We start from the raw sequence: 22,354 nt of genomic DNA, 5'->3' as shown, positions 1-22,354 counted from the left end.
GTGCCGGCGGCCGACAGCCCAAGGAGGAGACGTGACGCAGGACCCGGTCGACCGACGATCGCCGAGCCGGAGAACCGTGCTGGCGACGATGGGAGCCCTGCCGGTCCTCGCAGCCACGCCGCCGGCCGTGGGGGCGTCGCGAACGGCTGCAGCCACGGCGGTCCTCGATCCGTCGGTACGGCGGCAGCACATCCGAGGCATCAGCGGCATGACCCACGACTCCGGCAAGGTCCTCGACGTCGACAACTTCTCCACCGCCGACGGCGCCGCGATCGTGCAATGGGCCGACGGCAACGGCACCAACCAGCAATGGCAACTCGTACGGGTCGGCTGACGGACGATGCCCGCCACGCGGGCGTCGTCCAGCGGACCCGACCACAACCCCGTAGGGAACGAGAGTCGAGATGGCTGATTTATCGCGCAGGCAAGTGTTGAGATTCGGCGCGGCCGGAGCCGGCGCCGCGATGTTGCCGTTGCAGTGGACGGCCGCCGCCCGGGCCGGCTCGGTGCCCCCTCCGCAGGTGAGCGCCGCCAACGATCTGGCCCTGTGGTACGACGAGAGCGCGGGCACGGACTGGCTGCGAGCGCTCCCGATCGGCAACGGCCGCCTGGGCGCCATGGTGTTCGGCAACGTCGACACCGAGCGGTTGCAGCTCAACGAGGACACCGTCTGGGCCGGGGGCCCGTACGACCAGAGCAACCCCCGGGGCGCGGCGGCGCTGGGACAGATCCGGCAACTGGTCTTCCAGAACCAGTGGAGCCAGGCCCAGACACTGATCGACCAGAACCTGCGGGGAAACCCGGTGGGCCAGCTGGCCTACCAGACCGTCGGCAATCTACGGCTCGGCCTCGGGAGCGCCGCGGGGGTCTCGGAGTACAACCGCTACCTCGATCTGACCACCGCCACCACGGTCGTGTCCTACCTGCAGAACGGCGTACGGTACCGGCGCGAGGTGTTCGCGAGCGCGCCGGACCAGGTGATCGCCATCCGCCTGACCGCCGACCGGCCCGGCTCGATCACGTTCTCCGCGACGTTCGACAGCCCGCAGCGGACGACCCGCTCCAGCCCGGACGCGACCACCGTGGCACTCGACGGCGTCTCGGGCGACATGGAAGGAGTGACCGGCTCGGTGCGGTTCCTGGCGCTGGCCCGGGCCGTCGCCGACGGCGGCAGCGTCACCAGCTCCGGCGGCACCCTGCAGGTCAGGGCCGCGAACAGCGTGACGCTGCTGGTCTCCATCGGTTCCAGCTACGTGAACTACCAGGATGTCGGCGGCGACTACCAGGGCATCGCGCGGCGCCATCTCGACGCGGCCACCGGCAGGGCCTACGACGACCTGCGCGGCCGGCACGTCACCGACTACCAGCGCCTGTTCGGGCGCGTGACGCTCGACCTCGGCCGTACCGCGGCGGCCGACCAGCCGACCGACGTCCGCATCGCCCAGCACGCGAACACCGACGACCCGCAGTTCTCGGCGCTGCTGTTCCAGTTCGGCCGCTACCTGCTGATCAGTTCCTCACGGCCCGGCACCCAGCCGGCCAACCTGCAGGGCATCTGGAACGATTCGCTGGCGCCGGCCTGGGACTCGAAATACACCGTCAACGCCAACCTGCCGATGAACTACTGGCCGGCCGACACGACGAACCTGCCGGAGTGCTACGAGCCGGTGTTCAAGATGATCGGCGAGCTGGCGGTCAGCGGCGCCCGGACGGCCCGCGTGCAGTACGGCGCCGGCGGCTGGGTGACCCACCACAACACCGACGCGTGGCGGGCCACCTCGGTCGTCGACGGCGCGTTCTGGGGCATGTGGCAGACCGGCGGCGCCTGGCTGGCCACCCTCATCTGGGACCACTACACCTTCACCGGCGACCTGGAGTTCCTCCGGCAGCACTACCCGGCCATGAAAGGCGCCGCGCAGTTCTTCCTCGAGACCCTCGTGGAGGAGCCGAACCTCCGGTATCTGGTCACGAACCCGTCGAACTCCCCGGAACTGGCCCATCACTCGGGCGTCAGCGTCTGCGCGGGCCCCACGATGGACAACCAGATCCTGCGTGACCTGTTCAACGGCTGCGCTCAGGCCGCCCAGGCGCTCGGCGTGGACGCCGACTTCCGCGCGCTGGTCCTGGCCGCCCGCGACCGGCTCCCGCCGATGACGACCGGCTCGCGCGGCAACATCCAGGAGTGGCTGTACGACTGGGTCGAGACCGAGCCCGCCCACCGGCACATCTCCCACCTGTACGGCCTGCATCCCAGCAACCAGATCACCAGACGCGGCACACCAGGGCTGTACACCGCCGCGCGGCGCACCCTCGAACTGCGCGGGGACGACGGAACCGGCTGGTCACTGGCCTGGAAGATCAACTACTGGGCGCGGATGGAGGAGGGCGCCCGGGCGCACGCGCTGCTCCGCCTCCTGGTGAGGACGGACCGGCTGGCGCCGAACATGTTCGACCTGCATCCCCCGTTCCAGATCGACGGCAACTTCGGCGCCACGGCCGGCATCGCCGAGATGTTGCTGCACAGCCACAACGGCGAGCTGCACCTGCTGCCGGCGCTGCCGCCGGCCTGGCCGAACGGCAAGGTGCTGGGGCTTCGGGGGCGCGGTGGCCACACCGTGGACATCACGTGGAGCTCCGGCGGGGCCACCGAGGTCCTCGTCAGGTTCGACCGCGACGGGACGGTCAAGGTGCGCGGCCGCATGTTCACCGGAACCTTCCAGGTGGCCGACGCCGCGACCGGCGGCACCGTCAGTGTCACCAGACCCGAGGCCGACGTCATCGCGCTGACCGGCCAAGCCGGGCGCACGTACCGCATGACCGCGTCCGGCACGCCGGCGAGCCACGTACGGATCACGAACGTCACCACCGGTCTGGTGCTGGACAGCGGGGGCACCGTCGCCTCCGGCTCGGTGGTCAAGCAGTGGAGCTACGACGGCAGTGCCAACCTGCAGTGGCAGCTGGTGGACCTGGGCGGTGGCTGGTACCGCATCGTCAACCGCGCCAACGGCATGGTGATCGACAGCTGGGGCAACTCCGCCAACGGCGCCAGTGCCCGGCAGGCGGCTTGGAGCGGCGGCGCCAACCAGCAGTGGCGCCTCAACAGCACGGGCAACGGCCGCAACCAGCTCATCAACCGGGGCACCGGCACCGCACTGGACGGCATGGGCAACAGCACCGCCGGGTCCACCGTGGCCATGTGGGCGCCGAACAACAGCACCAACAACCAGTGGACGATCACGGGCGTGTGACGGCCGCCTGACAACCTTGTCGAGCCACGCCCGGCCGTTGCGGCCGGGCGTGGCTCACCCTCCCTCGGTCTCCCCACCGGAGCCGAGGGAGGGTCGCACAGGGGGTTCGATCAGCAGGTCGAGCCGGTCCGGGGCAGCCGGCCCAGGAGCCGGGGCGACCCGTCGGTGAGGCTCACGCGGTGTTCGGGGTGTAGGTCCACTTCTGGTTGGCGCCGCCCCAGCAGCTGTACAGCTGCAGCCCCGTACCGTTGCCGGTGCCGCCGCCGACGGCGTCGAGGCACAGCCCGGACTGTACGCCCACGATCGTGCCGTCGGAGTTGACGCGCCACTTCTGGTTGTCGCCACCCCAGCAGGAGTAGATCTGGATCTTGGCGCCGTTGCCTGTGCCCCCGGCGTCCAGGCACTTGTCGCCGTACTTCAACTCACCGGCCGAGGTCTGCGTCCACCGCTGGTTGCTCTGACCGTTGCAGTCCCACAGGTGCACCGCGGTGCCGTCGGTGGTGCTGGCGTTGGGCACGTCCACGCAGCGGCCGGAGGCCGTGCTCTTGATCTCTCCGGCGCCGCCCGGGCCGGGCGTCGGCGTCGTGCTGCCGCCGTTGAGCGCGTTGAGCACTGAGGTGTAGGCGGGCTTCTTGTTGCCGTTGCCGTCGAAGAGCAGCGGGGCGGCGCCGGCGCCGAGCCAGGAGTCGCTGTCGCGAACCCCCCAGACCGTGATGCCGGTACAACGCGGCACCGCCAGGCAGTCGTTGACGACGTTGGCGTACGTGGTGGCCGAGCCGCCCTGGATGTCCAGCTCGGTGATCTGCACGTCGACCCCCAGCGCGGCGAAGCTCTGGATGGTCGTGCGGTAGTTGCTGTTGTAGGGGCTGTTGCTGTTGAAGTGCGACTGCAGGCCGACGCAGTCGATCGGCACGCCGCGGGCCTTGAAGTCCCTGACCATGTTGTAGACGCCCTGCGTCTTGGCCCAGCTCCAGTTGTCGATGTTGTAGTCGTTGTAGCACAGCTTGGCGGCCGGGTCGGCGGCGTCCGCGGTGCGGAAGGCCACCTCGATCCAGTCGTTGCCGGTGCGCTGGAGGTTGGAGTCACGGCGGCCGCCGGAGTTGCCGTCGGCGAAGGCCTCGTTGACCACGTCCCAGGCGTAGATCTTGCCCTTGTAGTGGCCCATGACGCCGTTGATGTGGTTGATCATCGCCTGGCGCAGCGAGCTGCCCTCCATCGACCGCATCCAGTTCGGCTGCTGGTTGTGCCAGGCCAGGGTGTGCCCGCGCACCCGCTTGCCGTTCTGCACGGCCCAGTTGTAGACCCGGTCCCCGGCGGAGAAGTTGAACTGCCCCGGGTTGGGCTCGGTGGCGTCGATCTTCATCTCGTTCTCGGCCGTCACCATGTTGAACTCGCGATTGGCGATCGTCGTGTAGGCGGAGTCGCCGAGCCTGCCCGAGGCGATGGCGGTGCCGAAGTAGCGGCCGCTCTGCGCGGCGGCCGCGCCGAGTGTGCTCTCCGCGGCATCGGCCGGGATCGCCGTCGCCAGTGCCGTGATCAGGCCGAGCGCGCCGAGCGCACCGGCGACCATCGCCCGGCGGCGCGCGCCGAGCGGCCGCCCGGCGGTAGGTGGGGACATGGCGTTGAGACGCATGCTTGAGCCTCCGTATGCGAATCATGGGGAAAGGATCGTGCGGGACACACCCGCGGGACCGATGCCGCGTCCCGGTGGGACGCACACCACAGGCGTCGGGACGGCAGTCCCCTGCTGAGCACCACCGAGCCGGTAAGGGAGATCACCTCGGGCACTCAGTGTGGGAATCTCGCCGAAAGTTGTCAAGGATTCAGTGAAAACTTTCGGCGCCGCATGTTGCTATCTGCGCCGGTTGTCCTGGCTGGATATGCGACCTGTGCCGTTGAAAGTTTCGGCCGGGGCCGCCGGTTGGCGTGCAGATGAAAGTTTCACGGCGACGCTCTCGCTGATCGACTGCGGTCGGACTCGATAGTCCGAGGTGAGCACACCCGGCCGATGTCTCCTCCGGTCGCCGCAATCTACGGCGCTCTTGACAGTACCTTTCTGCCTCGTGTTTGCTCCGTCCCGCCACCACCTCCACCGGCCCGAGGGAGCTCGACCAGGCCAGCGGTTTGTTAGCGCTAACAGCGGAGAGGCGAACCAATGATGCGAAGCGAACCCCCTACGCGAAGGTACGCGAGCATCGGAGCCGCACTGACGGCTCTGATCACGGCGGTGGCCACTGCCCTGACCATGTTCCTCACGGCCGCGCCCGGAGCGTCGGCGGCGGTCCTGACCGAAGTGACGAGCTTCGGCGCCAACCCCGGCGGGCTGCGGATGTACCTCTACGTCCCGGACGCGGTGGCACCCCGCCCGGGAGTCCTGGTGGCGATGCACGGCTGCAACGGCTGGGCCCCGGGCTTCCACCAGGGCACCGAGTTCGCCTCGCTGGCCGACCGGCACGGCTTCATCGTCATCTACCCGCAGGCGAACAAGAGCGCCAACGGCCTGTCGAACTGCTTCGACGTGTGGTCGAACGAGGCCCTGCGCCACGGTGGCGGCAGTGACCCGGTGTCGATCGTCTCCATGACGGCCTACGTGCTGCAACGCTACAACGGCGACCCGGAGCGGGTGTTCGCCACCGGCTTCTCCTCCGGCGCCATGGAGACCAACAACCTGCTCGCCACGTACCCGGACGTGTTCAAGGCCGGCGCGCCGTTCGCGGGAGTTCCCTACGGTTGCCTCGGCCCCGCCGGGTGCGGCGACAAGACGCCGCAGCAGTGGGGTGACCTGGTCAGGAACGCCTACCCCGGCTACACCGGGCCCCGCCCGCGCGTGATGGCCTGGCACGGCACCGCCGACTCCGTGCTGCCCTACACGATGCTGCAGGAGGAGGTCGACCAGTGGACCAACGTGCACGGGCTGGGCCAGACCCCGACCTCCACCGACAGCCCGCAGTCCGGGTGGACCCGGCGGGTCTTCGGCTCCGGGCAGGTCGAGGCGTACACCATCACCGGAGCCGGCCACGACCTGCCGCGACCGGGGATGGCCGCGCACGCCATCCGCTTCTTCGGCCTGGACGGCGGCTCGCCCACCACGACGCCGACGCCACCACCCGGCGGGCAGATCAAGGGAGTCGGCTCCGGGCGCTGCCTGGACGTGCCCGGCGCCGCCACCGCCGACGGCACCGCGGTGCAGTTGTGGGACTGCAACGGGCGCGGCAACCAGCAGTGGGCCGCCACCTCGGCCGATGAGCTCAGGGTCTACGGCAACAAGTGCCTCGACGCGGCCGGCACCGGCAACGGCGCCGGCATCCAGATCTACTCCTGCCACGGCGGCGCCAACCAGAAATGGCGCCTGAACGCCGACGGCACCATCACCGGCGGGCAGTCCGGCCTGTGCCTGGACGCCGTGGGCCAGGGCACCGCCAACGGCACCCGGCTCCAGCTCTACTCCTGCCACGGCGGCGCCAACCAGCGCTGGACCCGCACCTGACACACCGCGCCCGCACCCCATGCCCGCCCGACTCCGGAAGGTGACCATGAAAGTCGCATCCCCCCTCCCGTTCGGCGTCATGGCGAGGCTGGGCGTCATGGCACGGCGCGGTGTCCTGGCGATCGTGGCGCTGCTCTGCGCCGTGACGATGATTCCGGGCACGGCCAGGGCGGACAACCCGATCGTCCAGACCATCTACACCGCCGACCCCGCTCCACTGGTGCACGACGGCCGGGTCTACCTCTACACGGGACACGACGAGGACGGCTCGACGTACTTCACCATGAAGGAGTGGCGGGTCTGGTCGTCCGCCGACATGGTGAACTGGACCGACCACGGCTCGCCGATGAGCGTGGCCACCTTCAGCTGGGCGAGCGCGGACGCGTGGGCGGGCCAGGCCGTCTACCGGAACGGCAAGTTCTACTGGTACGTCCCGGTGAAGGACCGGGCGAGCGGCCAGATGGCCATCGGCGTCGGGGTCTCCAACAGCCCCACCGGGCCCTTCACGGACGCCATCGGCCGCCCGCTCGTCAGGAACGGCGAGATCGACCCCACGGTCTTCATCGACGACAACGGGCAGGCCTACCTGTACTGGGGCAACCCCAACCTCTGGTACGTCAGGCTCAACGCCGACATGATCTCGTACTCCGGCAGCCCCAGCCAGATCCCGCTCACCACCGCGGGCTTCGGCACCCGCACCGGCGACACCAGCCGGCCGACGCTGTACGAGGAGGGTCCCTGGGTCTACAAGCGCAACGGCCTCTACTACAACGTCTTCGCCGCGAAATGCTGCTCGGAGTTCATCGGCTATTCGACGGCCCCCGGCCCCACCGGCCCGTGGACCTACCGCGGGACGGTCATGCCCACGCAGGGCAGCAGCTTCACCAACCACCCCGGCGTCATCGACTTCAACGGCGGATCGTACTTCTTCTACCACAACGGCGCCCTGCCGGGCGGGGGCGGCTTCACCCGCTCGGTGGCCGTGGAGAAGTTCACCTACAACGCCGACGGCACCATCCCCACGATCAACATGACCACGACCGGAGCGCCCCAGGTGGGCACGTTGAACCCCTACGTCCGCCAGGAGGCCGAGACGATCGCCTGGGAGTCCGGCGTGGAGACCGAACCCGCCGGCGAGGGCGGCATGAACGTCGGGTGGATCGAGAACGGCGACCACATCAAGGTCAAGGGCGTCGCCTTCGGCTCCGGCGCGACGTCCTTCAGCGCGCGGGTGGCCTCGGCGACCAGCGGTGGCCGGATCGAGCTCCGCCTGGACGGCGTCAACGGCACGCTGGCGGGGACGTGCACCGTGCCGGGCACCGGCGGCTGGCAGACGTGGACGACGGTCACCTGCCCGGTGAACGGCGCGACGGGCACCCATGACCTGTACTTCAGGTACACCGGCGGCAGCGGCAACCTGTTCAACGTGAACTGGTGGCAGTTCACCGGCGGCACCGGCACCGGCGGGAATCTGCTGACCAACGGCGACATGGAGAGCGGCACCACGGCCTGGGGCACGTCCGGCGGTACGCTGGCGTCCGTCTCCGACCCGGTGCACGGAGGCGCGCGGGCGCTGTCCATCGCCGGGCGCACGGCGTCATGGAACGGCATCACCCAGGACGTGACCGCCAAGCTCACCAACGGCAAGAGCTACACCACGAGCGTCTGGGTGCGGTCGCAGAGCGGCACGCCCAGCGCGAAGGCGACCCTGGCGGTCACCGCCGGCGGTACGACGAGCTACCTCCAGCTCACGCCGGCGACGCCGGTGAGCTCCGGCGGCTGGACCCGGCTCACCGGCACGGCGACGGTGTCGTGGAGCGGGACGCTTACCGGCGCCACCTTCTACGTCGAGACGGCGGCGGGCACCGACGGCTTCTCCATCGACGACGCTTCGTTCCAGTAGCCCGAGCCGGCTGTCTCGCACGCGCCACTCCGGCACGACCACCCGCGCCGCTCCCGCCGGAAAAGGGAGCAGCGCATGATCTGTCAATCCAGACGCATCGGAATCCGCACCATGATCGGAGTTACGTGATGTCCAGGCACCGCTCCATTTTCGGAGCGATCGCGGTCGCGGCACTTCTCGTACTGGCCACGAGTCGTGTGGCGATGAGCAGCGACGTCGGCGGCGCGGCGGCGCCCGCCGGCGCCCTCGCGACGACCGCCGGATGCGGCAAGACCCCGACGCTGAGGAGCGGCACGCAGTCGATCCAGACCAGCGGCAAGAACCGCTCCTTCATCCTCCGGCTGCCCGACAACTACCAGAACAACACCCCCTACCGGTTGATCTTCGGCTTCCACTGGCGGGGCGGCACCGCGAACGACGTCGACTCCGGCGGAACCAGCGGGTACCCCTGGTCCTTCTACGGGCTCAGGCAGCTGTCGAACAACGGCGCGATCTTCGTCGCTCCCCAGGGCTTCAACAACGGCTGGGCGAACGCCAACGGCGAGGACGTCACCTTCGTCGACGACATGATCCGGCTCATCGAGGCGGATCTCTGCGTCGACACCTCGCAGCGCTTCGCCACCGGCTTCAGCTACGGCGGCGGGATGAGCTTCTCGCTCGCGTGCTCGCGGGCGACGGTCTTCCGCGCGGTCGCGGTCTTCTCCGGCGCGCAGCTCAGCGGGTGCAGCGGCGGGACTCAGCCCGTCGCGTACATGGGCCTGCACGGCATCGGGGACACGGTGCTCAACATCTCGCAGGGACGGTCGCTGCGTGACAGGTTCGTCCGCAACAACGGCTGCACCGCGCAGAACCCTCCCGAGCCGAGTTCGGGGAGCCGGAGCCACATCGTCACCACCTACTCGGGGTGCCGGGCCGGCTATCCGGTCGTCTGGGCCGCGTTCGACAACGGTCACATGCCCGGTCCGGTGGACGGGACGTACGCCGAGAGCGGCGTCACGACCTGGACCAAGGCAGAGGTGTGGAAGTTCTTCTCCCAGTTCGCAAGCTCCCCGTCGCCGAGTCCGACGCCCACTCCCACCCCGGGAACCGGTGCGTGCACGGCCACGATGGAGACCGTGAACTCCTGGTCCGGCGGCTTCCAGTCCACTGTCACGGTCCGCGCCGGCGACAGCGCCGTCAACGGCTGGACGGTCGGCTGGACGTGGCCGGGCGGGCAGACGATCAGCAGTCTGTGGAACGGCGTACGGTCCGGCTCCGGAGCCGGCGTGACCGTCCGCAACGAGGCCTACAACGGCTCCATCGCGGCCGGCGGCAGCACCACGTTCGGCTTCACTGCCAACGGCGCCGCGGCCACGCCTGCCCTTTCCTGCGCCGTCTCCTGATCCGGTGAAGCGAGATCGTGCGCGCGTGAGCACTGCCGCCGCGAGACGTCATACGAGTTACGTGTGCCGCGGGGGCTGGGGACATCGTCGTGGAGCCCGCGGGCCGGGATCGACACCCGGCACCGCCAACGGGAACCAACCCGCAACCTCGAGCCTGACCCGGTCGCGGTCGTATGAGGAGGAGTCAGATGCGTAAGGTCATTCGATGGATGCTGGCGGTGTTACTGGCCGCCGGTTCCCTGGTCGCGACCGGCGGTGCGTCGTCGCCGGCCGTCGCGCTGGAGAACGGGCTCGCCCGCACGCCGCAGATGGGGTGGAACGACTGGAACACCTTCTTCTGTAACGTGAACGAGAGCCTCATCCGGCAGACGGCGGACGCCATGGTCTCCAGCGGCATGGCGGCGGCGGGCTACACGTACGTCAACATCGACGACTGCTGGTCCACCATGAGCCGCAACGCCAGCGGGGACCTGGTGGCGGACCCGCAGAAGTTCCCCAGCGGCATCAAGGCCCTGGCGGACTACGTCCATGCCAGAGGGCTGAAGCTCGGCATCTACTCCTCGGCGGGGACCACCACGTGCGCCGGGTATCCGGCCAGCCTGGGCTACGAGCAGCGCGACGCGGCCCTGTGGGCGTCCTGGGGGATCGACTATCTGAAGTACGACAACTGCGGCGATCATCAGGGCAGGAGCGGGCAGCAGCGTTACACCGCCATGCGTGACGCGCTGGCCGCCACCGGGCGCCCGATCGTGTACAGCCTGTGCAACTGGGGCCAGGAGAGCGTGTGGACCTGGGGGATGCCGGTGGGCAACTCCTGGCGCACGACGGGCGACATCGCGGCGAACTGGAACTCCATCATGGGCATCCTGGACCAGCAGGTCGGGCTCGAAGCGTACTCGGGGCCGGGAGGCTGGAACGACCCCGACATGCTGGAGGTGGGCGTCGGCGCGCTGACCGCGACCGAGGGACGGGCGCACTTCAGCCTGTGGTCGCTGCTGAACGCTCCGCTCATCGCGGGCAACGACATCCGGTCGATGAGCGCCGAGACCCGGTCCATCCTGACGAACACCGAGGTCATCGCGGTCAACCAGGACTGGGGCGGCAGGCAGGGCCACAAGATCAGTGACAACGGAAACCTGGAGGTGTGGCGCAAGCCGATGTCCAACGGCTCGGTCGCGGTCGTCCTGCTCAACCGCGGCACCTCGGCCTCGACGGTCTCCACCACCGCCTCGGCCCTGGGCCTGGGCGCGGTGTCCTCCTACTCGGTGCGCGACCTGTGGGCGCACACGACGTCCTCCTCGTCCGGGACGATCAGCGCGTCGGTGCCCGGGCACGGTGCGGCCATGTACATCGTCACCGGCGGAGGTATCACGCCGACTCCCACGGGAGCGGTCAAGGGGGTCGGCTCGGGCCGGTGCCTGGACGTCACCGGCGCCTCGCAGGCCAACGGTGCGCAGGCGCAGATCTGGGACTGCAACGGCCAGGCCAACCAGCAGTGGACGTCCACCGCGAGCGGTGAGCTGCGGGTCTACGGGAACAAGTGCCTGGACGTCTACGACGGCGGCACCGCCGACGGCAGCCAGGTGATCATCTGGGACTGTAACGGGCAGTCCAACCAGCAGTGGCGCCTCAACACCGACGGCACCATCACCGCCGTCGGCGCCGGCAAGTGCCTGGACGTGCCGAACAACGCCACCGCCAACGGCACCAAGCTGATCGTCTGGTCCTGCAACGGCGGCGCCAACCAGCGTTGGACCCGCACCTGAGGGTCGTCACGAGACCCACCTTCGCCGGCGGCGGTCCTCCGCCCCGGCGAAGGTGCCCCGCCCACCCGACCGGGGGGCCGCAGGCCGGGGGCCGCGGTCGGGCCGGTCGCGGGTTCCGGGGTCAGGGGGTGGACCGGTGCTGTGGTGCGGCGCTGTGATCGGCCACCGCCAGCAGTCGCCGCCCGGCGTGCTCGGGCCGGACGTTGGGGGTGCCGGCCGTCATGGCGCCGTCCGGCCGGCGGGTGGACGAGGTGAGCGCGTCCTCGTCGATCGTGATGCCCAGGCCCGCGGAGTTCCCGAGGATGAACGCGCCATCCTCGACGGTCAGGTCGACGGACACGCCGAGTGGTGGCCGCAGGTCCTGCAGTTCGCTGATCATGTGGTTCGGTACGGAGGTCGCGGCGTGCAGGAGCCCGATCGGGGTGGTGCCGATCGGGCTGACCGGCAGGTCGTGGGCGTGCGCCAGAGCGGACACCCGCAGGAAATGGGTGATCCCCCAGACGGCCGCCATCTGGACGATGTCGACGGCCCCGGCGGCCAGCAGCGGCCGATACTGTTCGAGCCCGGTGAGGTTCTCACCCGTGGCGACCGAGGCGCGGACCCCGCGGCTGACGACGGCCAAGCCTTCGGCGTCCCATCGCCGGACCGGCTCCTCGATCCAGATCAGGTCCAGGGTGCGTTCGAGCTCGCAGACGTGCCGGACCGCCTGCTTGCGGGTCCAGGCCTCGTTCACGTCGAGTATCAGGCCCGGCCGCGATCCGTGCGCGGCCTCGGTCAGGACCTCTCGTATCAGCGTCAGGCGGTGCCGGTCGCGTTCGATGTCGAGGCCGCCCTTGAGCTTGGCCGCCCGTAGCCCGTGCCCGGCGTAGACCTGGTAGAGGGAGACGAGTTCCTCGTCGGTCAGGCCGATGTCCAGTCCGGAGGCGTAGGCGGGGACCCGCCTGTCGCGACCGCCCAGCAGGCGCCACAGCGGTTCGCCGGCTGCCTGCGCCTTGATGTCCCACAGGGCGGTGTCGAGTGCGCCGATGGTCCCGAACACGGCGCCCGCGTGGCCGGCCTTGAAGGTCTGCCGCAACATGCGGTCGTAGAGCGCCGTGACGCCGCGCGGATCCTCGCCTTCGATGGCGGCGAAAATGGTGTCGAGGTGCGTGTGCGGCCCGAGGCCGACGCCGGTGATCCCCTCGTCGGTGTGAACCATGATGATCGGGACCGGCACGTTGCCGTCGGCGTAGACGCCGTTGGCATCACCGACGGGCCGGCCCCATTCATGCACCGTCGTCAACGTGCGATACCCCGAGATCCGCATGTCAGCCCTTCGTGGAGCCGGCGGTGACACCGTCGGCGATCTGACGCTGAAGGAAGAGATAGAGCAACAGGACGGGTATCGCGGCGATCAGAACTCCTGAGGCGAACTGGGGGATGTTGTCCGAGTATTGTCCGCGCAGCGAGGTGACCCCGACCATGAGGGTGCGATGCTCCGGCGACGGCATCATCAGCAGGGCGATGAGCACGTCGTTCCAGCAGAACAGGGCATCGAGGATGCCGACCGACAGCAGGGCCGGAGCGCCGAGCGGGATCATGATCCGCCGGTAGACGCCGTAGGTGGTGTTCCCGTCGATGCGGGCCGCGTGGACGATCTCCACGGGGATGGTCCGGTAGTGGCTCGTCATCAGGAAGATGGTGAACGGGAGGAACTGCGCGACGTAGGCCAGGATCAGTCCCGGGTAGGTGTCGATGAGGCCGCTGTCCGCCATGATCCGGGCCAACGGCACCATGATCACCTGGAACGGGATGAACAGCGCCGCCAGACAGCCCAGGAACAGCGCGGTGGAGCCGCGGAACCGCAGCTGACTCAGCGCGAAGCCGGCCATCGACCCGAAGAGCAGCAGCAGGACCACCGAGACCGTCACCACGATGAGCGAGTTGGCGAAGTAGCGCGCCATGCCGACGCTGTTCCACGCCGCGGCGATGTTCTCCAGGTGCAGGGAGGTCGTGGGGGAGAAGCGGTCGAGGATGTACTCCCGCCGGGTCTTCATGGCGACGTTGCTGGTGAACACGAGGGGATAGACGGTCGCCAGCGCGAGGAGTGCCATCGGGACGGCGACCATCCACCGGCCCAGGCGCTTGGTAGGCATCAGTCTTCCCTCCCCGCGCGGCGGAGCACGCTCACCTGGAGGATCCCGACCACGAGCATGATGAGGAACAGCACCGTCGACGCGGCCGAGGCGAGTGCCGGGCGGTTCATCCGTCCCTGCTGGATCCAGACGTAGAACTCCGGCAGGTACGTCGAACCTTCCGGGCCGCCGCTGGTCATGACGTACAGCAGGCCGAACATGGACGTCAGCATTCCGATCATGGTCGTGACGAAGACGAACTGGATGGTGCGGGACAGACCCGGGATGATGACATGCCAGATGATCCGGGGCAGCGACGCGCCGTCGATCCGGGCGGCGTCCAGGAGCGCGGCGTCCAGGGTGGAGAATCCGGCGAGGAACACCACCAGGGCCATCCCGAACGTCGCCCAGACGTGCACGCCGATGACCGTGAACATGGCGACGCCCGGGTCGCCGAGCCAGTCGATGGGGCCGAGGCCGATCGCTCCCAGGGCGGCGTTCAACGGGCCGTCGAAGCCGAGCATCAGGTTGAAGATCGCACCGACGATCACCGGTGAGAGCACGGCCGGGAAGAAGTAGACGCCGCGGAAGACCCGGTGCCCGGGCACCCGCAGGTAGATGAACGTCGCCAGCAGGCCGGGGATCGCCACCGCAACGGGAAGCAGGACCACCAGCAGCCCGACGTTGCGCAGTGCGATGCGGAACAACGGATCGTCGAGCAGTTGCACGTAGTTGTCGAAGCCGACAGAGGTCCCGTTACGCTCGCCGTCGCCGGTGAAGGAGAAGTTGACGCCCAGCAGCAGCGGCCACAACCGCAGCGCCACGATGATCAGTACGGCCGGAGCCACCAGGACGAAGGGCGCGAGACGCTCGGCCCGCGCCCCGCGGGGCGTCTTTCCGGTGCTGCTGTGGCGTCCCGGTCGCTCGAACCTCGCTCCGGGGGTCCGCTCCGCCGCGGCCGAGCGGACCCCCGGTGACGAACCTCCCATCGGCACGCGATCAGCTCGCCTTGTCCGAAGCGGCCAGTTGCTTCACCGCTTCGTCGACGTTCACCGACCCGCTCAGGAGCTGCTGGGACAGCCTGCCCATCAGGTCCAGGGTCTTGGAGGACAACGCGACATGCAGTGCGGGCTTGCCGTCCTTGATCTGGGGCACGATCGCGGCCACGGCGGGAGCGCCCTGCGACACGTCGATCGTGGTGTCGGAGGTGATCGCGCCCGCGCCGGTGTAGAAGGCGGTCAGTGCGCCGGTCGAGGTCAGCGACCGCACCAGGTCGGCGGCCAGTTGGGGGTCCTTGGTCGTCTTGGCGACCCCGTAACCGATGCCTCCGTCGTAGGGGAGGACGGGCGTGGCCCCGCTGGTGACCGCCGGCGCGGTCATGACGCCGACCTGGTCGGCGCCCAGGAATTCGCCGAAGTCCTTCCAGTGCCCGATATCCGACATCAGCCCGATGATGTTGGCGGCCTTACCGGTGTTGAAGACCGCGAACGCGTCGTTGAAGAGCGCGGTGGAGTTGGCGCCGTCGTTGTTCAGGCCGTCGTCGTTGACCTTCTTCCACAGGCTGAAGATCTCCTTCACATGGGGAGAGGTCCAGTCGCGTTTTCCGGCGATCCAGTCGTCGTACTCCTTGGGCGTCAGGATGCCCGGCCCGAGGCCCGACATGAAGAACTGGATCCCGAAGCCTTCCTTGTTGCCGAGGGCGAAGCACTTGGCGCCGGCCGCCTTCTTGATGGCGGCGCAGCCGCTGACGAACTCGTCCCACGTCTTTGGCGGATTCGCCGGATCCAGCCCCGCCTTCTGATAGATCGACTTGTTGTAGTAGATCGGATGGCCCTGCAAGGTCACCGGGGCGGCATAGATCGTGCCGTCCTTGCTGAAGGCGTCCCAGCCCGCCAGTCGCTGCTTGTCCTCGGCCACGTACTGGTCCAGCGGCAGGAGCCCGTCGACCCGGTCGCGGATCTGCCCGCCGCCGTTGAACAGCATGACGTCGGGGCCCTTGCCCGACTGGGCGGCCGCGCCCAGCAGGGTGTAGTACTGATCGAACGGCTGGGCCACGAACTCGACGGTGACATCGGGATGCTTCGCGGCGAAGTCGGCCTTCGCCTTCTCGATGTAGGCGGTCACGCCCGGTTCACCGGATTTCCAGTCCCACACCACGATCTTGCTCTTGGACTCCGCGGGGGAGGACTGCGTCGGTGCGGCGCTTCCGCAGCCGGTAACGGCCAGCCCCGTGGCAAGGACGACTGACCAGAGTGTTCGCTGCTTCATAGCTCTTCACTCTCCAGAGCGCGGCCGGCGTTCCCGGCCGTCGTCCCGGAAACATAATTCGTATGACGTATGCTGTCAATACGGATGACATATACTGACGCGATGGGCGCTGACCTAGCAGGTCACCGGAGGAAGATATGACGGCATCGCAGGAATCGCCCGGCAGCGTCCCCGTGCCGCCCGCATGGGTCCGACGACCGGCCAGCCTGGGCAAGGCGGTGACAGCGGAGCTCGTGGAGCGCATCGTCCGCGGCGTGCACCCGCCCGGCACACCCCTTCCCCCCGAGCCTGTGCTGTGCGAGACCTTCTCGGTGAGCCGGACCGTCGTCCGTGAGGCCGTGAAGATCCTCCAGGAGAAGGGGCTCGTGCAGGTCCGACAGGGTGCGGGCACCATGGTGACCCCGCCCACGATGTGGGACATGCTCGACGAGCTCGTCCTGGCGGCGACCATCGACATGGACGAGAGTCTGGGGATCCTCGACGACCTCGTCGTCACCCGCCGCCTGCTCGAGTCCGACATGGCCTACCTCGCCGCCCGGGTGGCGGACGAGGACACCATCGAGCGGCTGCGCACGCTGGTGGACCGGATGGACGAGCTCGTGGACGACCACGTCACCTACGCCGACCACGACCGCGCCTTCCACGACACGATCATGCAGGCGTCCGGAAACCGCATCGCCCGCGGCGTGGTGCGCGCGCTGGAGAGCCAGGTGATCAACACCGCCCGATACCTGGGCAAGCCCGAACGTGCCCTGTGCGTGGCGTCCAACCAGGGCCATCGCCGCATCTACGAACGCATCGCCGCCCACGACTCCGATGGTGCCGCCGAAGCGATGTTCACCCACATCACCGAGGCCTGGCTCGTCCGGCGCAGCGCATCCAGCGCCCCCGTGCGCCTGCAGCGTTAGCGCGCCGTCGCGCTCTCGCCCGGCGCGAGCCCCGGCCGTCCCGGCCTTGCGTCCCGCTCATCGCCGCCTCCACCGCCGGGGAGCACCGCTTCCCCGGCGCGATCGCCCGCCTGCGCAGCGCCGGCCAGCGGATGCGGATCTTCGGCGCGCGGGTGCCGCCGAAGTCGGCCCGTGCCCGAGCGGCCGTCGTGTGCCGGACCTCCACGCCCTGCTCACCGCCTCCAGGTCGGGCAGCTGCTCGGAGAAGCAGAGGTAGCCCCGCCGGCCGGTGGACGACGACGTGCGGCCGTTCGGCTGCGGGGTTGGTGCCGTCGGCCACGACGAGAGGCGGGCGTGATGACCAGGCCCGGCACATGGCGCGGTACGCGGTGCGAACGATCTGGCGCCCACCGATGGGACGGTCACGATCGGAGCGGCTCGATGTTCAGGGCGCCGGAGCGGAAGGCCGCCACGTCCACCTGGGCGCCGTGGAAGCCCGCGTCACGTACGGCCGGCGCCAGACCCGGCAGATCGGCGGCCCGGGGCACCAGGCCGGCGTCCAGCTCCACCCGGACCCGGTCGCCGAGATCGCGGACCCGCAGGTCGGTGACCGGCAGGCCGGCCCGGACCAGCAGGTCGCGCACCACCCGCTCGGCCGCCTCGATCCGGTGCAGCCGGGCCGGCGTCACCTCCACGCCGTAGGCCACCCGGCTGGCCAGGCACGGCGCGGCCGGCTTGTCCCAGGTGACCAGGCCCCACGCCTTGCTGGTCCGCCGTACCTCGGCCTTGGTGAGACCGGCGTCCCGCAGCGGTGCGAGCACCCCGCGCTCGTCGGCGGCCCTGATCCCCGGCCGGAACGGGTCCACCGCGTCGTCGGCGTTGGTGCCGGTGGCGGTGTTTGCGAAGCCGTGCTCCGCCGCCACCCGGGTGATCACGTCCAGCACCTCCGACTTGCAGAAGTAGCAGCGGTCACGCCCGTTGGCCCGGTAGCCGGGATTGGCCGCCTCGGCGGTATGGGGCAGTAGGTGCCGTACGCCGAGAGAGGCGGCGAACCGCCGGGCCACATCGAGCTCCTCGGCCGCCAGGCTGTCGGACACCGCCGTCACGGCCAGCACCCGGCCGGTCCCGAGCGCCCGGACCGCCGCCGCCAGCACCAGCGCGGAGTCGGCCCCGCCGGAGAAGGCGACGGCGAGCGAGGACAGGCCCGCCAGCCGGTCGAGCAGCACCATGACCTTGTCGTCAGTGGTCAATTCGGTGGTCAATCTGGACTCTCCACTGCCGGGGGTCGCTGCTGTGCCAGGCGCAGGGCCCTGGCCGCCGTCTCGCGCAGGGACAGGCCGAGGGCGGCCGAGGCGGCGGCCACATCGTCGTGCTCCGGCTTCGCGGAGTGGGGTCCGTGCTTGACGCGTACGCGATGACCTTCCAGCTCCACCTCAGTGGTGTGCCGGCGCAGAGCCGTACGCTCGACCGCGACCTCGCGCACGCCGAGTGCGCCGGTCTCGGCGAAGACCAGCTCGCGCAGGACCGGTACGGCGGGGCGGCGGCACAGCACGTGCAACACGTACGCCGGCCGGCCCTTCTTCATGGTCGCCGCGGTCGCCCAGGCGTCCAGAGCACCCGCGTCCAGGGCCCGGGCGATCGTGTGGCCGAGCACCTCGCCCGTGATGTCGTCCAGGTTGGTCTCCAGCACGACCAGCGGCTCGAGACCGGCGTCGCGGGCGGGCTCGGCCAGGGTGACCGCGACGACGTTCGGGCGGTCGGACAGCTTCCTGCTGCCCGCGCCGTAGCCGGTCGCCACGGGGGTCATCGCCGGCGGCGGGTCGTACCGCACCCGCATGGCCCGCAGCAGCGCCGCCCCCGTGGGCGTCACGGTCTCGCCGCCCAGGTCGCTTCCGGTGACCAGGGCTCCTTCGAGCAGGGCGATGGTCGCGGGGGCCGGGACGGGCAGCACGCCGTGCCGGGTGCTCACCGTGCCGGTGCCGAGGGGGACCGGGGCACAGTGCACCGCCGTCACGCCGAGCAGGTGCAGCGCGGCGGCCACGCCGACGATGTCCACGAGCGCGTCGTGGCCGCCCAGCTCGTGCAGGTGCACCTGGGCGGGGTCGCTCCCGTGGATCCGGCCCTCCGCCTCGCCGATCGCCCGCAGCGCGGCGGTGGCGAGGGAGGCGACCGGTTCCGGCCGGGCGGCCCCGGCCATGGAGATCAGCTCGGCGGCCCGTCGCTCGGTCGCCGTGTCGGTGACCACGACGCGTACCCGGGTCGCCGCCAGCCCGTGGGTGAGCACCCGCGCGGCCGTCAGCTCCCACCCGGTGAGACCGGTCGACGCCACGGCCGCCCGGATCCCGTCCAGCGGCGCGCCCACGTCGATCAGTGCCGCCAGCAGCATGTCCCCGGCCAGCCCCGTGAACGGGTTGAGCCGGCAGATCACCGCCGTCCTCCCGGCCGCGCGACCTGCGTACCCGCCGGGGTGGTGCGGCGGGTGGTGGCATGGGCGAGGCGATGCGCGGCCATGGCGGCACCGAAGCCGGAGTCGATGTTGACCACGGTGAGGCCGGCCGCGCACGAGGACAACATCGCCAGCAGGGCGGTGACGCCCTCCAGAGCCGCGCCGTACCCGACGGAGGTGGGTACGGCGATCACCGGCGCCGCCACGAGGCCGCCGACGGCGCTGGCCAGCGCGCCCTCCATGCCCGCCACCACGATCACCGCGTCGGCCGCGCGCAGCCGGCCGGTCTCGGCGAGCAGCCGGTGGATGCCCGCCACGCCCACGTCGCGCACGACGGTGACGGCCAGCCCCAGCGCCCGGGCCACGGCCGCCGCCTCGGCCGCCACCGGCCCGTCGGACGTGCCCGCCGTGACCACCACGACCTCGAAGGACCCGGTCCGCGCCGGCCGCCACACCAGCAGTCGCGCCGCGGGTTCGTAGGCTCCTCCCGGCACGGCCGCCAGGACCGCCTCGGCGGCGGCGCTCTCGACCCGCGTGGCCAGCACCGGGCCGGTGTTGCCGGCGAGCAGGGCGGACACGATCGCGACGATCTCTTCGGCGGTCTTGCCCGGCCCGTAGACGACTTCGGGTGCCCCCTGGCGGGCCTGCCGGTCCAGGTCGACCCGGGCGAACCCCAGGTCCGCCACCCGTTCGCTCATGCCGGGCCGCCGGCCAGGTAGGGGATGGTCTGCGGACCCTCCGGCAGCACGCACACGCGGGCGCCCGGGCCGGCGGCGGCCAGCGCCTCGGCCACCGTGGCGGTGATGTCGCCGGTCCGTTCGAGGTGGGCGGCCGCCAGGTCGGCGTCGCTGAGGTAGGAGGTGTGCACGACCACCCGCGCGCCCGCCTGGATACGCGCCTGGATCTGCACCTGCCACTGGTCGGGGACGGTCACCGGCCGGGCGGCGATCGCGTCGAGCAGCGCCTGCGGGGAGGGCTCCGAGGCCAGCACCTCGCGGTAGGAGCCGTGGTCGGGGAAGCCGTCGCGGCACTCGGCCGCGCAGACGATCACGCCGCCCGGCCGCACCACCTGGAACGCCGCCGCCATGCCCTTGACCGACTGGTAGAGGTTCTGGTCGAGGGGGTAGCCGGAGTTGGTGGTGACCACCACGTCGAAGGGTGCCTCCACCCGGCGCATGGCGACCCGGCGGGCGGTGGCGGTGGCCTCGGCGTGCATGGGCAGGATGTCGCCGCCGAAGGCCGCCACGATGTCCTTGTCCCGGTTCAGGATCACGTCGAGGGCGAAGGTGACCCCGGTGCCCTCGGCGATGGCCCGCACGTCGTCGTGCACGGGATTGCCCTCGATCACCCCCCAGGTGGCCCGGGGATCGCCGATCCGGGTGGCGTCGTGCAGGGTGAGCACGGTCTCCAGCGCGGCCAGGCCGGGGGCGACCAGCTTGGGGCCGCCGGAGAAGCCGGCGAAGAAGTGCGGCTCCACGAAGCCGGTGGTGATCCGCACGTCCGCCTGGACCCAGGCGGTGTTCAGCCAGACCGGCACGTCTTTCCCGAAGCGGCCGAGATAGGTGAGCGAGCCGGGGTCGCGGGCGTCGTGGTTGACGATCCGGACGGAGTCCACGACGGCGTCGCCGAACATCGCGCGCAGCTCGGGCTCCGTGTTGCCGCGATGGGTGCCGGTCGCGACGAGGATGGTCACGTCGTCGAGGTCGACGATGCCGTCGAGCTCGGCGAGGATCGCCGGGATCATCAGGTGCCGCGGCTGGGGGCGGGTGCCGTCGCAGGCCGAGATGGCGACGGTCTGGCCGGGCCGTACCCGCTCGCGCAGCGGCGGCCCCGACACCGGTTCGCGCAAGGCGGTCCGCAGCACGCCGGCCTGGTCGTGAGCGGCAGCGTGGTGGACGGGGGTGACCACCGTGGTGGCCTCGTCGGGCAGCTCGACCGTCAGGCCGCTCTCCCCGTAGGCCAGGCGGACCTTCATCGTGTCTCCTCCTCGCCGGGCTGGGAGCCCTCGAAGTTCACACCCTGGTCCCGGGAGTCCTCGACGTCCCCCAGCACCGAGCGCAGCCAGGTCTCGGTCGTGCCGATGTGCATGAGCGCCGCGGCCTGGGCGAGCGTCGCGTCGCCGGCGGCCAGGGCGTCGTAGATCGCCTCGTGCTCGGCGACGGTCTTGTGCGAGCTGCCGGCCTCCACCGTGCCGCGCCACACCCGCATCCGCAGCGTGCGGCCGGAGATTCCGTCGAGCAGGGTGGACAGCGTCTCGTTGCCGGTCGCCCGCACGACGGCGCGGTGGAAGGCGGCGTCGTGGTGGTTCAGCTTCTCCACGTCGTCGCAGGCGGCGCGCATCGCGTTCAGGTGCTCGCCGATCTCGTCGAGTTGCTCGGCGGAGATCCGGGACGCGGCGAGGGCGGTCGCCGCGGGCTCGAGCATCCGCCGTACCTGGACGATCTCCAGCAGGGTGTCGTCGCGCAGCAGCTCGACGGCCAGTCCGAGCCCTTCCAGCAACAGCCGCGGCTCCAGGCTGGTCACGAAGGTGCCGTCGCCCCGCCGTACGTCGAGCACCCGGGCCACGACCAGCGCCTTGACCGCCTCGCGCAACGGGTTTCGGGAGACGCCGAGCTGGGCGGCGAGCTGGTGCTCCGGCGGCAGCCGCGCCCCCGGTGGCAGCTCGCCCGACTGGATGAGGGCCCGGATGCGGGAGATCGCCTCGTCGGTCAGGGACATGCGGGCGACCTCCAGGCACGGAGTCGCTCGATCGGCACGCGCGTCACCCTGGGAAACATAACAGACATCCTATGTTCAAGAGAGATTGGGGCATATGGATGCCCAGACATGGGTTGTCTGCTCATCGCATGAGGT

The 22,354-nt window shown here is 70.3% G+C and carries 17 protein-coding genes; 7 read left to right on the top strand and 10 right to left on the bottom strand.

The window, feature by feature from the left end; genetic code table 11:
- Window positions 1–31 precede the first annotated feature (31 nt).
- Together AB0J69_RS27745 and AB0J69_RS27740 are read left to right on the top strand one after the other, a co-directional pair.
- A complete protein-coding gene (locus AB0J69_RS27745) occupies window positions 32–334 on the top strand; it encodes an RICIN domain-containing protein (protein WP_364122866.1) in 303 nt (100 codons plus the stop codon).
- Window positions 335–428: 94 nt separating this feature from the next.
- A complete protein-coding gene (locus AB0J69_RS27740) occupies window positions 429–3,248 on the top strand; it encodes a glycoside hydrolase N-terminal domain-containing protein (RefSeq protein WP_364122864.1) in 2,820 nt (939 codons plus the stop codon).
- Window positions 3,249–3,420: 172 nt separating this feature from the next.
- On the opposite strand, the gene AB0J69_RS27735 is transcribed toward AB0J69_RS27740, so the two are convergent.
- On the bottom strand, window positions 3,421–4,881 hold the full coding sequence (locus AB0J69_RS27735) for an endo-1,4-beta-xylanase (protein ID WP_364122862.1): 1,461 nt from the start codon (window positions 4,879–4,881) through the stop codon (window positions 3,421–3,423).
- A 612-nt stretch (window positions 4,882–5,493) separates the two neighbouring features.
- Between AB0J69_RS27735 and AB0J69_RS27730 the strand changes: the two genes are divergently transcribed.
- From AB0J69_RS27730 to AB0J69_RS27715, 4 genes are all read left to right on the top strand, one after another.
- The gene (locus tag AB0J69_RS27730) at window positions 5,494–6,735 is read left to right on the top strand and encodes a PHB depolymerase family esterase (RefSeq protein ID WP_364122874.1); all 1,242 of its coding nucleotides are present in this window, start codon (window positions 5,494–5,496) and stop codon (window positions 6,733–6,735) included.
- A gap of 46 nt (window positions 6,736–6,781) precedes the next feature.
- Window positions 6,782–8,638 (top strand): family 43 glycosylhydrolase, encoded by a 1,857-nt coding sequence (locus AB0J69_RS27725; protein WP_364122860.1) that lies wholly within the window; start codon window positions 6,782–6,784, stop codon window positions 8,636–8,638.
- A gap of 203 nt (window positions 8,639–8,841) precedes the next feature.
- Window positions 8,842–10,020, top strand: a complete 1,179-nt coding sequence (locus tag AB0J69_RS27720) for a cellulose binding domain-containing protein (protein WP_364122858.1) — start codon at window positions 8,842–8,844, stop codon at window positions 10,018–10,020.
- Window positions 10,021–10,208: 188 nt separating this feature from the next.
- On the top strand, window positions 10,209–11,786 hold the full coding sequence (locus AB0J69_RS27715) for a lectin (protein ID WP_364122856.1): 1,578 nt from the start codon (window positions 10,209–10,211) through the stop codon (window positions 11,784–11,786).
- Between the two features lie 121 nt (window positions 11,787–11,907).
- Here the strand turns inward: AB0J69_RS27715 and AB0J69_RS27710 are convergent, their stop codons facing one another.
- From AB0J69_RS27710 to AB0J69_RS27695, 4 genes are read right to left on the bottom strand one after another with little or no spacing between them, the layout of a single operon-like run.
- Window positions 11,908–13,059 carry a mandelate racemase/muconate lactonizing enzyme family protein gene (locus AB0J69_RS27710; RefSeq protein WP_364122854.1) on the bottom strand — a complete coding sequence of 384 codons (1,152 nt, stop codon included), beginning with the start codon at window positions 13,057–13,059 and terminating at the stop codon, window positions 11,908–11,910.
- Window positions 13,060–13,093: 34 nt separating this feature from the next.
- The gene (locus AB0J69_RS27705; RefSeq protein ID WP_364122852.1) at window positions 13,094–13,921 is read right to left on the bottom strand and encodes a carbohydrate ABC transporter permease; all 828 of its coding nucleotides are present in this window, start codon (window positions 13,919–13,921) and stop codon (window positions 13,094–13,096) included.
- Complete coding sequence (locus AB0J69_RS27700) at window positions 13,921–14,889, bottom strand: sugar ABC transporter permease (RefSeq protein WP_364122850.1); 969 nt, start codon at window positions 14,887–14,889, stop codon at window positions 13,921–13,923. The genes AB0J69_RS27705 and AB0J69_RS27700 overlap by 1 nt, the downstream gene beginning before the upstream one ends.
- A gap of 10 nt (window positions 14,890–14,899) precedes the next feature.
- Entirely contained in the window at window positions 14,900–16,168 is a 1,269-nt protein-coding gene (locus AB0J69_RS27695) for an extracellular solute-binding protein (protein ID WP_364122848.1), read from the bottom strand.
- A 137-nt stretch (window positions 16,169–16,305) separates the two neighbouring features.
- Between AB0J69_RS27695 and AB0J69_RS27690 the strand changes: the two genes are divergently transcribed.
- Window positions 16,306–17,076, top strand: a complete 771-nt coding sequence (locus AB0J69_RS27690; RefSeq protein WP_364122846.1) for a FadR/GntR family transcriptional regulator — start codon at window positions 16,306–16,308, stop codon at window positions 17,074–17,076.
- 401 nt (window positions 17,077–17,477) lie between these two features.
- On the opposite strand, the gene larE is transcribed toward AB0J69_RS27690, so the two are convergent.
- Genes larE through AB0J69_RS27665 form a run of 5 tightly spaced genes read right to left on the bottom strand, consistent with a single transcriptional unit; the run spans window position 17,478 to window position 22,219 of the window.
- Window positions 17,478–18,317 carry an ATP-dependent sacrificial sulfur transferase LarE gene (gene larE / locus AB0J69_RS27685; protein WP_364122844.1) on the bottom strand — a complete coding sequence of 280 codons (840 nt, stop codon included), beginning with the start codon at window positions 18,315–18,317 and terminating at the stop codon, window positions 17,478–17,480.
- On the bottom strand, window positions 18,314–19,483 hold the full coding sequence (larC, locus tag AB0J69_RS27680; RefSeq protein ID WP_364122842.1) for a nickel pincer cofactor biosynthesis protein LarC: 1,170 nt from the start codon (window positions 19,481–19,483) through the stop codon (window positions 18,314–18,316). The genes larE and larC overlap by 4 nt, the downstream gene beginning before the upstream one ends.
- On the bottom strand, window positions 19,480–20,199 hold the full coding sequence (gene larB / locus AB0J69_RS27675; protein ID WP_364122840.1) for a nickel pincer cofactor biosynthesis protein LarB: 720 nt from the start codon (window positions 20,197–20,199) through the stop codon (window positions 19,480–19,482). The genes larC and larB overlap by 4 nt, the downstream gene beginning before the upstream one ends.
- Window positions 20,196–21,476 carry a nickel-dependent lactate racemase gene (gene larA, locus AB0J69_RS27670; protein ID WP_364122838.1) on the bottom strand — a complete coding sequence of 427 codons (1,281 nt, stop codon included), beginning with the start codon at window positions 21,474–21,476 and terminating at the stop codon, window positions 20,196–20,198. The genes larB and larA overlap by 4 nt, the downstream gene beginning before the upstream one ends.
- A complete protein-coding gene (locus AB0J69_RS27665; RefSeq protein WP_364122836.1) occupies window positions 21,473–22,219 on the bottom strand; it encodes a FadR/GntR family transcriptional regulator in 747 nt (248 codons plus the stop codon). Before AB0J69_RS27665 ends, larA begins: the two co-directional genes overlap by 4 nt.
- Window positions 22,220–22,354 lie beyond the last annotated feature (135 nt).

The sequence above is a fragment of the Nonomuraea sp. NPDC049709 genome, assembly GCF_040674815.1.
Lineage (GTDB): Bacteria > Actinomycetota > Actinomycetes > Streptosporangiales > Streptosporangiaceae > Nonomuraea.
This window is presented reverse-complemented; position numbering and strand designations above follow the sequence as displayed.

Excerpts from the sequence above, each read along its gene's own strand:
- AB0J69_RS27735 (WP_364122862.1), bottom strand. The coding sequence starts at position 4,881 with ATGCGTCTCAACGCCATGTCCCCACCTACCGCCGGGCGGCCGCTCGGC.
- AB0J69_RS27730 (WP_364122874.1), top strand. The coding sequence starts at position 5,494 with ATGTTCCTCACGGCCGCGCCCGGAGCGTCGGCGGCGGTCCTGACCGAA.
- AB0J69_RS27725 (WP_364122860.1), top strand. The coding sequence starts at position 6,782 with ATGAAAGTCGCATCCCCCCTCCCGTTCGGCGTCATGGCGAGGCTGGGC.
- AB0J69_RS27720 (WP_364122858.1), top strand. The coding sequence starts at position 8,842 with ATGAGCAGCGACGTCGGCGGCGCGGCGGCGCCCGCCGGCGCCCTCGCG.
- AB0J69_RS27715 (WP_364122856.1), top strand. The coding sequence starts at position 10,209 with ATGCGTAAGGTCATTCGATGGATGCTGGCGGTGTTACTGGCCGCCGGT.
- AB0J69_RS27705 (WP_364122852.1), bottom strand. The coding sequence starts at position 13,921 with ATGCCTACCAAGCGCCTGGGCCGGTGGATGGTCGCCGTCCCGATGGCA.
- AB0J69_RS27700 (WP_364122850.1), bottom strand. The coding sequence starts at position 14,889 with ATGGGAGGTTCGTCACCGGGGGTCCGCTCGGCCGCGGCGGAGCGGACC.
- AB0J69_RS27695 (WP_364122848.1), bottom strand. The coding sequence starts at position 16,168 with ATGAAGCAGCGAACACTCTGGTCAGTCGTCCTTGCCACGGGGCTGGCC.
- AB0J69_RS27690 (WP_364122846.1), top strand. The coding sequence starts at position 16,306 with ATGACGGCATCGCAGGAATCGCCCGGCAGCGTCCCCGTGCCGCCCGCA.
- larB (WP_364122840.1), bottom strand. The coding sequence starts at position 20,199 with ATGAGCGAACGGGTGGCGGACCTGGGGTTCGCCCGGGTCGACCTGGAC.
- larA (WP_364122838.1), bottom strand. The coding sequence starts at position 21,476 with ATGAAGGTCCGCCTGGCCTACGGGGAGAGCGGCCTGACGGTCGAGCTG.
- AB0J69_RS27665 (WP_364122836.1), bottom strand. The coding sequence starts at position 22,219 with ATGTCCCTGACCGACGAGGCGATCTCCCGCATCCGGGCCCTCATCCAG.